Origin of the sequence: Limnohabitans sp. Rim11 (assembly GCF_001269365.1) — a bacterium.
Lineage (GTDB): Bacteria > Pseudomonadota > Gammaproteobacteria > Burkholderiales > Burkholderiaceae_C > Limnohabitans_A.
The window spans coordinates 177,980-191,737 of sequence record NZ_CXOM01000002.1; the positions used below are offsets into that span (position 1 = coordinate 177,980).

The 13,758-nt window shown below is 52.9% G+C and carries 14 protein-coding genes; 4 read left to right on the plus strand and 10 right to left on the minus strand.

What is annotated here, in order from left to right:
- Positions 1 to 3 precede the first annotated feature (3 nt).
- The 4 genes from AMM03_RS05575 to AMM03_RS05590 are packed head-to-tail and all read right to left on the minus strand — an operon-like array spanning position 4 to position 3,678.
- Positions 4 to 1,386 carry a type IV pilus secretin PilQ gene (locus tag AMM03_RS05575; RefSeq protein ID WP_090129493.1) on the minus strand — a complete coding sequence of 461 codons (1,383 nt, stop codon included), beginning with the start codon at positions 1,384 to 1,386 and terminating at the stop codon, positions 4 to 6.
- Complete coding sequence (locus AMM03_RS05580) at positions 1,383 to 2,378, minus strand: hypothetical protein (RefSeq protein ID WP_090129494.1); 996 nt, start codon at positions 2,376 to 2,378, stop codon at positions 1,383 to 1,385. Before AMM03_RS05580 ends, AMM03_RS05575 begins: the two co-directional genes overlap by 4 nt.
- A complete protein-coding gene (locus AMM03_RS05585; RefSeq protein ID WP_090129495.1) occupies positions 2,375 to 3,007 on the minus strand; it encodes a hypothetical protein in 633 nt (210 codons plus the stop codon). Before AMM03_RS05585 ends, AMM03_RS05580 begins: the two co-directional genes overlap by 4 nt.
- Positions 3,001 to 3,678, minus strand: coding sequence for a type IV pilus biogenesis protein PilM (locus AMM03_RS05590; RefSeq protein WP_090129496.1), 678 nt, complete (start codon positions 3,676 to 3,678; stop codon positions 3,001 to 3,003). Before AMM03_RS05590 ends, AMM03_RS05585 begins: the two co-directional genes overlap by 7 nt.
- Positions 3,679 to 3,840: 162 nt before the next feature.
- Here AMM03_RS05590 and AMM03_RS05595 point away from each other — a divergent pair, with 162 nt between their 5' ends.
- On the plus strand, positions 3,841 to 6,207 hold the full coding sequence (locus AMM03_RS05595) for a penicillin-binding protein 1A (protein ID WP_090130626.1): 2,367 nt from the start codon (positions 3,841 to 3,843) through the stop codon (positions 6,205 to 6,207).
- 52 nt (positions 6,208 to 6,259) lie between these two features.
- Here AMM03_RS05595 and cyaY read toward each other — a convergent pair whose 3' ends face one another.
- Positions 6,260 to 6,583 carry an iron donor protein CyaY gene (gene cyaY, locus AMM03_RS05600; RefSeq protein ID WP_090129497.1) on the minus strand — a complete coding sequence of 108 codons (324 nt, stop codon included), beginning with the start codon at positions 6,581 to 6,583 and terminating at the stop codon, positions 6,260 to 6,262.
- Positions 6,584 to 6,595: 12 nt separating this feature from the next.
- On the opposite strand from cyaY, the gene AMM03_RS05605 reads away from it, so the two are divergent.
- Complete coding sequence (locus AMM03_RS05605; protein WP_090129498.1) at positions 6,596 to 6,826, plus strand: LPS translocon maturation chaperone LptM; 231 nt, start codon at positions 6,596 to 6,598, stop codon at positions 6,824 to 6,826.
- Positions 6,823 to 8,103 carry a diaminopimelate decarboxylase gene (gene lysA, locus AMM03_RS05610; protein ID WP_090129499.1) on the plus strand — a complete coding sequence of 427 codons (1,281 nt, stop codon included), beginning with the start codon at positions 6,823 to 6,825 and terminating at the stop codon, positions 8,101 to 8,103. Before AMM03_RS05605 ends, lysA begins: the two co-directional genes overlap by 4 nt.
- Before the next feature lie 33 nt (positions 8,104 to 8,136).
- Here lysA and AMM03_RS05615 read toward each other — a convergent pair whose 3' ends face one another.
- From AMM03_RS05615 to AMM03_RS05630, 4 genes are all read right to left on the minus strand, one after another.
- The gene (locus AMM03_RS05615) at positions 8,137 to 8,763 is read right to left on the minus strand and encodes a protein-methionine-sulfoxide reductase heme-binding subunit MsrQ (protein ID WP_228764582.1); all 627 of its coding nucleotides are present in this window, start codon (positions 8,761 to 8,763) and stop codon (positions 8,137 to 8,139) included.
- Positions 8,760 to 9,755 (minus strand): protein-methionine-sulfoxide reductase catalytic subunit MsrP, encoded by a 996-nt coding sequence (msrP, locus tag AMM03_RS05620; protein ID WP_090129500.1) that lies wholly within the window; start codon positions 9,753 to 9,755, stop codon positions 8,760 to 8,762. Before msrP ends, AMM03_RS05615 begins: the two co-directional genes overlap by 4 nt.
- A 166-nt stretch (positions 9,756 to 9,921) precedes the next feature.
- On the minus strand, positions 9,922 to 10,551 hold the full coding sequence (locus AMM03_RS05625) for a TetR/AcrR family transcriptional regulator (protein WP_090129501.1): 630 nt from the start codon (positions 10,549 to 10,551) through the stop codon (positions 9,922 to 9,924).
- 51 nt (positions 10,552 to 10,602) lie between these two features.
- On the minus strand, positions 10,603 to 11,190 hold the full coding sequence (locus tag AMM03_RS05630; RefSeq protein WP_090129502.1) for a 5-formyltetrahydrofolate cyclo-ligase: 588 nt from the start codon (positions 11,188 to 11,190) through the stop codon (positions 10,603 to 10,605).
- Positions 11,191 to 11,199: 9 nt separating this feature from the next.
- Between AMM03_RS05630 and AMM03_RS05635 the strand changes: the two genes are divergently transcribed.
- Positions 11,200 to 13,191: a lytic transglycosylase domain-containing protein gene (locus AMM03_RS05635; protein WP_090129503.1), complete on the plus strand. Its 1,992-nt coding sequence runs from the start codon at positions 11,200 to 11,202 to the stop codon at positions 13,189 to 13,191.
- A 261-nt stretch (positions 13,192 to 13,452) separates the two neighbouring features.
- On the opposite strand, the gene AMM03_RS05640 is transcribed toward AMM03_RS05635, so the two are convergent.
- On the minus strand, positions 13,453 to 13,758 hold the full coding sequence (locus AMM03_RS05640) for a polyhydroxyalkanoic acid system family protein (protein ID WP_090129504.1): 306 nt from the start codon (positions 13,756 to 13,758) through the stop codon (positions 13,453 to 13,455).

Genomic DNA, 13,758 nt, shown 5'->3' on the forward strand with positions numbered 1-13,758 from the left:
AAGCTATGGAAAGGTTGATCCTCCGAGTGTATTCGAGGCGGCCGAGGGCACAGCGTCAGCGAGCACACGGGGGGTTACAAAAATCAACATTTCGGTTTTTCTTTGGGTCAATTGTTGGCTTTTAAACAACCAGCCCAGCCCGGGCAATTGCCCCAAACCTGGCACTTTGGCCACATCGTCCTTGTCGGCAGCCTCCAAAATGCCCCCAATGACCACCGTGCCGCCGTTGTCTACCAAGACCTGGGTTTTGACGTGTTTGGTATTGATGGCATAGCCTGCAGTGGTAATTTGACCCACACTGTCTTTGGCAATGTCGAGTTCCAACACCACGGCGCCTTCTGGCGTAATTTGGGGGGTCACTTCCAGCTTCAAATTGGCTTTGCGAAATGAAATGGAGGCGGCGCCATTGCCGTTGCTCACTTGATAAGGCAATTCTGTGCCTTGTTCAATCAGCGCCTTGGTTTGATCGGCCGTGATCACCCGAGGGCTGGCCACCACCCGGCCTTTGCCATCGGCTTCCATGGCCGAAATTTCTAGGTTCAAAAACTGGTTGGCGCCGGCGTTGAACAATGACACGGCAAAGGTGGGCGGCGCATACAGCGCTTGGCCGGCCGGGCCCGCTGGCAAATTAACCATGTAGCCAGGCTGAACTCCTCCAGTTGTAGGCAAGCCCTGGGCGCCCAATGCCACATTGACAGGGCGTCCGGAACTCGAAAACGGCGGCGCAAAACTGGCGGCATAAGCACCCCCCAAACGCGTGCCCAGCGATTTGCCAAACTGCTCTTCTGCTTCCACTATTTTGGCTTCTATCAACACCTGCCGCACCGGCACATCCAATTGCTGGATAACCGCTTGCAGCTGCTTAAGGTAGGCAGGCGTGTCCAAAAAAAACAGTTGATTGGTTCTGGGTTCTGCCATCACGGTGCCTTTGGCGCTCATCCAGCGATGCGACACTGCGCCTGCAGCGCCGCCACCGCCAGCGCCACCTGCTGAGGCCGCTTGCAAACGCTGCGCAATGTCTAGGGCCTTGGCGTATTTCAAAGGCACGGCCAAGGTTTGTAAATTTTCTGCGGTCAGCGCTGGTGAGCTGATCCACAAGACGCCCGCCTTGTCGGTCATGACCAAGCCTTTGGAGCTGACCACCACTTGCAGCGCCTCGCGCCAAGTCATGTCGCGCAAGTGCAAACTCACCTGCCCAACCACCCCATCGGCAACGATTAGATTGTGTTGGCCAATTTCTGCCAAGGATTGAAGCAAGGCTTTGATTTCGATGTTTTGAAAATTCCATTTCAGCTTGGCTTCTGATGATGCCAGCGCTGAGACCATGCATGCGAAGGACAGACAGAGCAAGACAAACCGTTTGAAAAATAGAGCGGCAGATCTCATGGCTTGGCCTGCTCCCAAGCCAACAGTTTTTGAAGTGGGCCATCGTCAACCTCGCCCCAAAGCCCTTGCTCATTGGCAAATTGAACTTTGCCGCGCTCACGCCCCAAGTACTGCCCGGTTTGAACTGGCAACACTTGTTGCCCCGACTTGACCAACGCCCATGTGGAATCCGAAAACCCAGACCCAACCAAATGCATCTGAGCATGACTGTGATCTGGAAAAACATGAACCCCCAAGTCATTGGGCTTTGAATTTGAATCGCTCAGAATTGATTTGTGAAGCAAGGGGTCTTGCCACCGAACTTCCACGCCCGTGTCCGTAAAAGCATCCTCGGTATCCCACCACAAATGAAGTTGTGCCGCCATGAGGTACTCCCCATCTGCTTGCCGCAGCCAAGACGAATTCAGCCAGATGCCATTGGAAAAAACCTGATTTAAAGAGAGCCAATAGGCGTAGGTCGACCGCTCTGAGCCTTTCATTTGAAAAAGAACCCGCGAGCTTTCAAAACCATGACTGTCCGGTGCAGGCGCAACTTTCAACTCAATGACTTGCAAGCCGCGTTGCATGGCCAAAGTCTGCAATTGACTGAGCAAGGGCATGCGAAGGGCTGAATTGGGCCAGTGCGCCACCACGGCATCCGATTGCGCGTTCAAGTCTTGGAGGGCCGATTTCTTTTGCAGCATCACCTGCGCTCTGGCCGCGCCCTCTGCTTGCACTTGAAGGGCTTGTGGTCTTAGGGTTTCAAGCTCATGCATCAAGTTTTGATTGAGCACTGCTTGGTTGACCCAGAGACCTGTTTGGTGCAGAAACAGTTGAATCAAATTCAATAAAGCAGCGGACAAACACACACAGCTTAGGCCTACGCCCCACCGAACAAGGGCCTGCTGCCAAAGTAAACCATTGCGCCACAACAAAGAAATTTGAGGCAAGCAACGCCACACAATAACGCGCAGACCACGCCCCATACGCTCGTTGATATCTTGAAAGTTCATGGCTGTTGCAACACCCAGGGCAAGTTTGAAACATCTGCTTCAATTTGACCTTCGAGCTTGAAGACCATACTTTGAGACGCTATTTTGGGACTCGAAGTTGACGCATTTGACGCATTCGAAACAACCGCATCCAGGCCCGTAGCACTTTGCATCTGAACCAGTTTGGGCAGTGTGTGCCACCTTTCAAACTGGCTGGTTTGCAACAACAAAGCCTGCAACGCTTCGGGCGACAAAGTCGAAGCCTCCCATTCAAAATGCCCGCCTTGCCAACGCAGTTTTTGCAAACGAATTGGATGGCTGTTTTGAATTGGTTTTTTGGTAAACAACAGCGCTTGAACTTCCTCCAAATCTTGGCGCATGCTTTGCCTTTTTTCGAGTGCCTGAACTCTTTGCGTGGCCTGCGTCAAACTGAACTGCAAGGCCTCTAGGTCAGTTTGGGTGGGTTGCTTTTGTAGCAACTGAGCCGTCCATAGCGCCTTTTCTTGGCGTAAAAGTGGCAGGCTCAACTCAGCCCAATGGGTTTGCCAAAGGGTCCAAGCAATGCCCAACAAAAAGCCAAATAGGCAGGCCACAATCCAAAGCGTTTTGGGTTGCTGTGGTGCTTGGCTTAGCCGCAAGACATTCAACATGTTGCCACCTTGCCATGCACCATTGAATTTAGAAATTCGGGCGCTACTTTCCAGCCAAGGGCATACGCTTGCAAATTAGAATGACTGCTTAGGCTGTTTAATTTGAAGCCTAGCTTTTCAAACATGGCCATGGCCGCTTGAACCAGGGCACTCTCGCACGCCATGACAGTGGCTAACATGGTCCCTTCTGGCAGACCATGCACTTGGAAATCCAAACTCACATCTTCCATAGGACGCCCCATGAGACGTGCAGCTTCCAAGCGACTTTCGGCCTCTATGTCTTGGGGGCCCCATTGCGGCATGCATGGCATTTGAAATGTACAAAAGTGATGGTCCGGCAAGAACAAGGTTAGGCTGATGGCTGATTCTTGAATGGACAATGGCTCTGGCTTCCAAGTTGGATTGATCGATGGATGGGGCGCTGGATTGGCCACTTGATGGTCGTCACCAAGGTTCAAGCTCAAGTGCAACAAGTGGCGCAAGGACAAGCCCCTTTGCACAGTGACCTTGGCGCTTTTGACGGTGGTGACCGCCCAGCTGCTTTGATGGGTATCCAGGACATCTGAATGCTGTGCTTTGGCTTCTAAGGGATGACTTGAAATTTGCCAGACCCCCACATGCAAAGCAGGGGGCGACAGCGCTAGCAACTTCAATTTGGCGATAGGGTTCAAAGGGGGCTTTCAAAGGAAGCAACACAAGCCCTGATTGAACTGCCCTTGCCCCCTCTAAAAGACTACAATCTCTGGCAATTCAGTTGCATTGCGCAACATGCAAATTCCGCCATCTGCCCAGCAGTTTTTATAATGCGGTCAGCGGTTTTTCCCGCCACATCCATGCCAAAAAAATCATCCTCTTCTTCACCCGATCAACTTGAGCTTCAAGAAGCCCCGCGTTTGCACTGGGCCCTGAGGGTTTGCCTGTGGGCTTTGGGATTGGTGGGCGCAGGTGTGTTGTCCATCTTGATGGTGGTGGGCGTCGCCATGGTGATGGCCTATCCACAACTGCCAGACACTTCCGATTTGGCCGAGTACCGCCCCAAGTTGCCCCTGCGTGTTTTTACCGCAGATGGCGCGGTGATTGGCGAGTTTGGCGAAGAGCGTCGCAACCTAACGCCCATTAAAGAAATTCCGCAAGTCATGAAAGATGCGGTGTTGTCCATCGAAGATGCGCGTTTTTATCAGCACGGTGGTTTGGATTATTTGGGCTTAATTCGGGCGGCCATTGCCAACTTGGGCAAACGCAAAAGCCAAGGCGCTTCGACCATCACCATGCAGGTGGCGCGCAATGTTTATTTGTCTACAGAAAAAACATACACGCGCAAAATTTATGAAATTTTGTTGACGTTTAAGTTAGAGCATTTGCTGACCAAAGATCAGATTCTTGAAATCTACATGAATCAAATTTTCTTGGGCAACCGGGCTTATGGCTTTGCATCAGCAGCCGAAACTTACTTTGGCAAACCCCTCCAAGACATCAGCATTGCCGAAGCGGCCATGTTGGCTGGCCTGCCCAAAGCACCTTCAGCTTACAACCCCATCAGCAATCCCAAACGTGCCCGCTCACGCCAGTTGTACATCATTGAGCGCATGGAAGAAAATGGTTTCATCACTGCCAAGCAAGCACAAGAAGCCAAGGCCGAAACGCTCAAAATTCGCCACAGCCAAGACAAAAATCGCATCCATGCCGAGTATGTTGCAGAAACTGTGCGACAACTCATGTTTGCGCAATACGGTCAAGAGACCTACACCCGCGGCTTGAATGTGTACACCACGCTGCAGTCGTCCGAGCAAACTGCCGCTTACCAAGCCTTGCGCCAAGGCATCATGGACTATGAGCGCCGTCAAGTTTACAGAGGCCCCGAAAAATTCATCACTTTGCCCGACAACCCCAAGGAGATGGAAGACGCCATCGATGACGTCTTAGAAGAGCACCCCGACAATGGCGACGTCATGTCGGCCGTGGTGCTCGAAGCCAATGCCAAGAAAATTGTGGCGGTTCGGCAAAACGCGGAGCAATTGGAAATCACGGGTGATGGCCTCAAGCCTGCGCAGTCTGGTTTGTCTGACAAAGCCGGGCCCAACATCAGAATCAAACGCGGCGCAGTCATTCGCGTGGTACTAACACCCAAGGGCGCTTGGGAAATTACCCAACTGCCAGAAGTTGAAGGCGCCTTTGTGGCCATCAACCCGCAAGACGGCGCGGTCAAGGCCTTGGTAGGCGGCTTTGATTTTGCAAAAAATAAATTCAACCACGTCATTCAAGCGTGGCGCCAGCCCGGCTCCAGTTTCAAGCCTTTCATTTATTCAGCGTCTTTAGAAAAAGGCTTTACGCCCGCCACTGTCATCAACGACTCACCCTTGTTTTTTGACGCCGGCGTCACAGGCGGTCAGCCTTGGGAACCCAAAAACTACGACGGCACGTTTGAAGGCCCGATGACCATGCGGAAAGGTCTGGCCAAATCAAAAAATATGATTTCCATCCGCATCTTGCAAGCTGTTGGCACACGCAACGCACAAGAATGGGTCACCAAGTTTGGTTTTGACGAAGAAAAACATCCGGCCTACCTCACCATGGCCTTGGGCGCTGGCTCTGTGACCCCCATGCAAATGGTCGCAGGCTACTCGGTGTTTGCCAATGGCGGTGTGCGCGTGCAGCCGCACCTGATTACCCGCATCACAGACCACAAAGGCAAAATTTTGGTGGATTCACCGCCTGCGCCATTGGACGAAGCCAACCGCGCCATTACGCCGCGCAATGCATTTGTCATGACCAGTTTGTTGCAAGAGGTCACGCGCTCTGGCACAGCGGCCAAGGCACGTGTGGCTTTAAAGCGCGACGACATCTACGGCAAAACCGGTACCACCAACGACTCCATGGACGCTTGGTTTGCTGGCTATCACCGCAACTTGGCCGCGGTGGTCTGGATTGGGTATGACACGCCGCGCAAGCTGGGCGATCGCGAAACCGGCGGCGGCTTAAGCTTGCCGGTTTGGATCAACTTCATGGAAACTGCCCTTAAAAACATGCCCATTTCAGACGCCATTGCGCCTGAAGGTTTGCTGTACCTGAATGGCGATTGGTACTTTGAAGAGTACGCCAAGGGCGGCGGGGTCAGCACCTTGGGCGTAGGCGCAGACAAAGGCGGCGCGCTGCCTGAAACCGATGAGCGCAAAAAGATTATGGATTTATTCCGAAACTAAATTCATTTCAGGCATGTCAGGCATGGCGCTTTTTTGAAGCCTTTGCCCAGGCTTAAAACTGCAAAGAAGTGCCTGATTGCGCTGTCGCAAAACGCGACAAGTTATCAAAAAACTCGCCCTGACCTTTGGTGTCTTGCCATAGGTCATCCTTGAACTTGTAGTGATAGCCCCCAGACTTGGCGGCCATCCACACTTCGTGCAATGGTTTTTGCAAATTCACAATGATTTGCGAGCGGTTGCTGAAGGTGATGGTAATCATGCCGCCCACGCGCTGATTGTCGATGTCGGCATCGGTTTCGTCGTTGATGCGGTCGCAACTGGCCTCGATGCGTGACAAAAGGCGTTCGGCGGTGTCTAGAAATTCGAGGTCGGTCATTACAATCGTCACATGTTCAAAGTTTCTAGAATTTTAGTCATTGCGCAAGCCCTTGGGGTTTGTGCGGTGGCTTTGTCGGCTTGCGGTCAAAAAGGGCCCTTGGTTCACCCGCAAGACCCGATGGCTGCAGACCGCGCCACTTTGCTGCAAACTTTAACGCCTCAATTGACTTCACCGGCGCCAAGCAGCCCCAAACCTCCCTCTCCTCCTCCCTCTCCCACGCCTCCGGCCAAAACACCATGACAGCCCCCAACATTCCAGGACAACCTCACATTGCCTACCAGGGCAACAACTTGTGCATGGAGGGCGTCAAACTCTCAGACGTGGCCGCACAAATGGGGACACCCGTGTTTGCCTATTCCAAAGCGTCGATGCTGTCGGCCTTGGCGGCCTACCAACGCGGCTTTGAAGGTCGCAAGGTGCAAATTTGCTACGCCATGAAAGCCAATTCCAATTTGGCCGTGTTGCAAATCTTTGCCAAAGCAGGCTGTGGCTTTGACATTGTTTCGGCCGGCGAACTGGCCCGCGTTTTGGCCGCAGGTGGTGAGCCGTCCAAAATTATTTTTTCGGGCGTGGGCAAAACTCGCGCCGAAATGAAACAGGCGTTAGAGCTGGGCATTGGCTGCTTCAATGTTGAAAGCGAAGCCGAACTGGAAGTGCTGAACGAAGTGGCTTTGTCCTTGGGCAAAAAAGCTCCCGTCAGTTTGCGCGTCAACCCGAACGTCGATCCCAAAACGCATCCCTACATTTCTACCGGCCTGAAGGGCAACAAATTTGGTGTGGCGCACGAAAGCGCATTGCAAACCTATCAGCGCGCTGCGCAGTTGCTAGGCTTGGCGGTGGTGGGTATCGATTGCCACATCGGGTCTCAAATTACGGAGGCCACGCCCTATTTGGACGCGATGGACCGCGTGCTCGATTTGGTTGCCGACATTGAAGCTGCCGGCATTCCCATTCACCACATCGATTTTGGCGGTGGTTTGGGCATTGATTACAACGGCGATACACCGCCTGCTGCCGATCAGTTGTGGAAGCAACTTTTTGCCAAGTTAGATTCACGTGGTTATGGCCAGCGTCAATTCATGATTGAACCGGGTCGCTCTTTGGTGGGCAATGCGGGTGTGTGTTTGTCCGAGGTTGTTTTTATGAAACCCGGCGAGCAAAAAAACTTCTGCATCATCGATGCCGCCATGAACGACCTGCCCCGTCCGGCCATGTACCAAGCTTTTCACCAAATCTTGCCCGTCACGCCGCGCGCTGGCGAAGGCACTTTGGTCGATGTGGTGGGCCCTGTGTGCGAAAGCGGCGACTGGATTGGCCGCGATCGCACGCTCAATGTGCAAGCAGGCGATACCTTGGCCGTGTTGTCTGCAGGGGCCTATTGCATGAGCATGTCTAGCAACTACAACACCCGCGGCCGCGCGGCCGAAGTGTTAATTGATGGCACAGAGGTGCATGTCATTCGCGATCGCGAGACTGTGGCTCAAACGTTTGTGGGCGAGCACTTGGTCAAAGCTTGATCCTGGCCCAAGCAACACTTGATGAAAATTTAATTAAGTGTTGCGCTTGGCAGCTTGCCAATTTTTCCATGTGTGCCAGGCACGCCATCCCAGCAACAAGCCCAGGATAGCGCCATAGACCATCACCTCTTCGTAGTTTTTCTTGCCTGAACGCATCCAAAAGAAATGCAGGATGGTCAAGCCTGCAATGACATAAACAGCCTGGTGCAACTTACGCCAGCGCTGAGCCCCCAATGTCTTCACAGCGCGGTTGAACGACGTGCCTGCCAGCAAACTCAGCAACACAAAGCTCAACGTACCCACCAAAATAAAGGGCCGCTTCACAATGTCATTGACGATGTCATTCCACACCAGTTCCATGTCCAGTAGGCTGTAGCAGAGCGCATGCATGAAGGCATAGAAAAAGGTCAGCAAGCCCAGCCCTCGCCTGAACCGCGCCAGTTCTGGCAAAGTAAATTGAACCCTCAGAGGTGTAATCAACAAGGTGAGGCACAACATCCGAAGCGCCAGTTCGCCTGTCGATCGAATTAAATATTCGGCAGGATTAGGACCCAAGCTTTGTTCAAAAATACCTTGCACCAAAAACGCAAACGGCAACAACAAAAAGCCCAGCAACAATGGCTTGGCCCATGCATGCCTGAGTGCGTTGCGCAGGTTCAAAAGTTTTTAACCAAGTCCATGCCGGTGTACATCGAAGCCACTTGCGCTTCGTAGCCGTTGAACATCAGCGTCTTGCGTTTTTTGTCGAGCAAACCGCCCTCACCAATGCGGCGCTCTGAAGCTTGACTCCAGCGCGGGTGATCCACGGTGGGGTTGACGTTGGAATAGAAACCATATTCTTGGGGCGCAGCCTTGGCCCATGAGACGACGGGTTGCTTGTCAACAAATCGAATTTTGACAATGCTCTTGCCACTCTTGAAACCGTATTTCCAGGGCACCACCAAGCGAACTGGCGCACCGTTTTGCTTGGGCAAGACTTCGCCGTACATGCCAAAGGTGAGCAAGGTCAGAGGGTGCATGGCTTCGTCCATGCGCAGGCCTTCGACATACGGCCAATCTAAGAAACCGCCCCTCAAACCCGGCATGGTTTGCGAATCGGCTTGCGTCACAAACTCAACAAACTTGGCGCCAGGCAAAGGCTCGACGCGTTTGATGAGGTCGGACATCGAATAACCAATCCAGGGGATCACCATGGACCAACCCTCAACGCATCGCAAGCGGTAAATGCGCTCTTGCATTGCGCCCCACTTCATGATGTCTTCCAAATTAAAGCGCGTTGGTTTTTTAACCAAGCCTTCCACCTCAATGGTCCAAGGCGATGTTTTCAAGGTGTGCGCTTGGCGTGCGGGGTCTGATTTGTCGGTGCCAAATTCGTAGAAGTTGTTGTACGTGGTAGCGTCTTTTTGAGAGGTGAGTTTCTCAACGGTCATGGCCCCTTGAACGGCAGATTGACTGGCCGGCAGCGCCGCCAATTTCGCGGCAGCATTGCCCTGCGCAAAAGCTTCACGGTGCCCCCAACCCGCCAAGCCTGCAGCTGCTGCACCCGCACTCCATTGACGCAACAACTCTCGCCGCGTTGAATAGGCATCTTTGCTCGTGATCTCACTGCTCAAGGGATGAATGAATCCATCGTCGTTGTTGCGAATCAGCATGGTTGGCTTTCGAGAAAAATTAAATGGGGTCAGATCAACATTAATTTGGTCATTCAAAGGGTCCAAAGGCTGAGGGGGGCTTCCTCATACTGGAGTACCAGAAATCGTTCAGCCCCCCTCAGCCTTTGGACCCTTTGAATGGAAATTAATGTTGATCTGACCCCATTTAATTTAAGCCCTTTTCGAGGAGGAGGATGACTTCTTCGGCAAAGGCCACATACGAGATAGGGCCGCCGGGGCGCAGCCAGGTGAAGGTCCAGTTGATCATGCCAAACAGCATCATGGTGATGGCGGTTTGGTTGCTGGCATTGAGGCGGCCGGGATAGGCGCGGCGCAAGGCGCGGGTAACTGCGGCCACTACATCGCGCTGGCGGTTCAAAATCAGTTCGCGAGGCGAAATACCGGGGGTTCCTAAACTCTCATCGGCCACGTCGCTTAAAAACTGTGTGTCGTTCAGAAGCGCTACATGCCGAGTGGCCGAGCTTTCGTACTCTTGCAAAAAAGCGCGAATCAACTCATGCAATGCCGCACGGTCGTCCAAGTTGCGGCGTTGCGCGGTGGCGTCCGTCAGCGCAATCAAAGACAACAAGCGCTGCGTGTAGCGGTCCATCAGGTCAAACAGAATGGCCTCTTTGCTGTCGTAGTAGTGGTAAAGCCGGGCCTTCGACGTGCCGCAAGCCGTGGCAATTTCACTCATGCTGGCAGCTGGATAGCTGCGGTCGGCAAAGCACTGGGCCGCGATGTCCAAAATGGCATCGCGTTTGATGTCGTGCGTTGCGGATTTAGGTCTTGCCATACTGATGTGATCTCAATTTTTTATCATTTGAATACGCAATGGCGAGGTGATTTAGCCCACAGGCCAAACCACGCCGTTGTCGTTCAAGATGGCATCTAGCGGCACATCGTGCGGCTCGGGTTCAAAATCATCGACATAGGCCTGCGTAAAGCCCAATCCCACTGTGAAGGGTTTGGGTTCTAAAGTGGCCAAGGTGCGATCGTAAAAGCCGCCGCCATAACCCAAGCGATAACCGCCTGCGGTGTAGCCTACACAAGGCACAAACAAAAGGGTCGGCACAATCACTTCGGTGTCTTTGGGTTTGGGGATGCCATAGGCATCTTCTTCCATGGGACAACCGGGATACCACGCGTGGAAGGTGAGGGTTTTGTTCACTTTGTCCACCACGGGCAAGCCAATACGGCGCAATTGCGCTTCGCCCGTCAACTCGCCATCTTCTTTCCAACGGTGCAGCGCAGGCAAAGGATCAAACTCGCCTTTGATGGGCCAATAAGCACCAATGACCAACTCGGGCCGGCCAAACAACCAGATGCGCATCACGCGCTGAAGGGCATCCACCCGTTCTTGGCGGTCCGTCATGTTGAGGCGCGCATTCAACAAGTCTTGGCGAATTTGTTTTTTGGCTTCTGATTTGTCCATAATCGACCTATGCAATTCACACAGATTTTGACATCGCTTGGGGCCTCCGTCCTCATTTTCTCGTTCATGAACCCCGCCTTGGGTCAAACAAACGTCCAAAACAAGGCGGATGACGTCATTTTGGAGATGAATCAGGCCTTCAAAAAGAACGACAAGAACCAACTCGCGCGCCTTTTGCCACGCGCTAAAGGTCATGCCCTTGAGTCTTGGGCCGCCTATTGGGAACTGCGCGTGCGCTTGGACCAAGCCACCGACGCCGAAATTCAGCAATTTTTGACGCAGTACGCAGGCACTTACGCCGAAGACCGATTGCGCAACGATTGGTTGTTGCAACTAGGCAGGCAACGCGAATGGGCCACCTTCGCCCAGGAGTACCCCCGCTTTCGCATGAACGACGACCGCGAGGTGCGCTGCTACGCCCTGTCGACCGACGCCTTTATTTCTAAACCCGAAACAGCCGCAGAATTAAAGCGTCTTTGGTACGCCTTCCGCGACACCGAAGACGGCTGCACTTACACCGCCGAAAAGCTCCACGACCTGAAGAAAATTGACGTCTTGGATGTGTGGCGCAAAGCCCGCTTGGCGATGGACAACAACCGCCCCCGCGCCGCGCAACTGGCGCTCAACATTGAATCAACAGAGCTAGGCAAGCAAGCCATCCTGATCCAAGCCGATCCACAAAAATATTTAGACAAACGCATTTTGGCAATCACCAAAAAGCGCAAGGAACTGTCGGTCTTGGCCCTCATTCGTGTAGCCAACACCGACCCCGACAAAGCGGCGCAGTTGCTTGAGAAAAAATGGGGCTTGATGCTCACCAAAGAAGAGCACAACTGGGTGTGGGCGGTCATAGGCAAACAAGCGGCGCAAAAACTTCAAGACAACGCGCACAGCTATTTCAACAAAGTCAGTCGCAACCAAGACTTGAACGACGATTTGCTCATTTGGAAAACGCGCGCAGCCCTGCGTCAAGGCGATTGGAAGGCGGTGGTAGCCAGCATTGACGCCATGGAAGGCAGCAAGCAAGACCCGACTTGGATTTATTGGAAAGCACGCGGTCAGTTGGCACTGCACAAAGCGACCACAGACCCTCAACGTGCAGAGGCCACAGCGGCACTTCAAAGCATTGCCAGTGTGAAAGGTTTCTATGAGCAATTGGCGCTTGAAGAACTGGGTCAGTCCATCACAGCGCCCGCCAAACCCGCTGCTTTGACCCCTCAAGAAAAATTGGAAGCTGCACAAAACGGCGGACTTCAGCGTGCTTTGTATGCATTGAGTTTGGGTCTTCGTTCAGAAGGCAATCGCGAATGGAACTACACCACCAATTTGCATACGCCTGGTGGCATGAGCGAGCGCGATTTGTTGGCAGCTGCAGACTTGGCCTGCAGCAAACAAGTGTGGGATCGGTGCATCAACACCAGCGACAGAACAAAGACGCAAATCGATTTTGATCAGCGATTCCCAATGCCGCTCAAAGACACCGTGCTTCGAAAAGCCAAAGAAATTCAACTCGACCCAGCCTATGTTTACGGCCTGATTCGTCAAGAGAGCCGCTTCATCATGGACGCCAAATCTGTGGTGGGCGCAGCAGGACTGATGCAAGTGATGCCAGCGACTGCCAAGTGGACGGCCAAAAAAATTGGGATGACCAATTTCCAGCCCCAGCAAATCACGGATCACGAAGTCAATGTCGCTATCGGTACGGGTTATCTCAAACTGGTGCTCGACGATTTCGATGGCTCGATGCCTTTGGCCGCTGCCGCTTACAACGCGGGTCCTAGTCGGTCACGCAATTGGCGCAAGGGGCCTGTGTTGGAAGCTGCTATTTGGGCGGAGAACATTCCTTTCACTGAGACTCGGGATTATGTGAAGAAGGTTTTGTCTAACACGACCAACTACGCGGCAATCATTACTGGGCAGCCGCAGTCTTTGAAGGCTCGCTTGGGGAGTGTTGGGCCTCGAAATACTCAGGCGCCTGAAGAGAATACTGACTTGCCGTGAGAGAGCAGTTGAGAGGATAGGGTAGGGGCTCTTCCTCATACTGGAGTACCAGAAATCGTTCAGAGCCCCTACCCTATCCTCTCAACTTATTTGGTTGTTGGAAGATTTCAATAAATGGGGTCAGATCAACATTAATTTCTAATCAAAGGGGCTAAAGGCTAAGGGGGGCTGAACGATTTCTGGTACTCCAGTATGAGGAAGCCCCCCTTAGCCTTTAGCTCCTTTGATTGACTAAATTAATGTTGATCTGACCCCATTTATTCACGCCAGCAATTTGTCCAAGTTACTAGAAATCTTCTCTTCAATCTTGTCTTTGAACGACGCCATCAGGAAACCCAACTCCAACTTCATACTGAGTTGCGTAGCAGTCACGCACAGATGGCCTGATGCACCAGCGCGCTCAAAGTTCAGGCGGTCTTGCACTTCGCCTTTATCGTTCGTTTCGTTGGCCACATAAGTGCAGTCCATACCCCAATCTTCTTCGGCTTCTTTTTGCCACTGAGCGGCAACTGCGCGAGCTTTATCCATGCCCAAAGTGTGCGCGCGCTGAATCAAAATTTCTGCCAT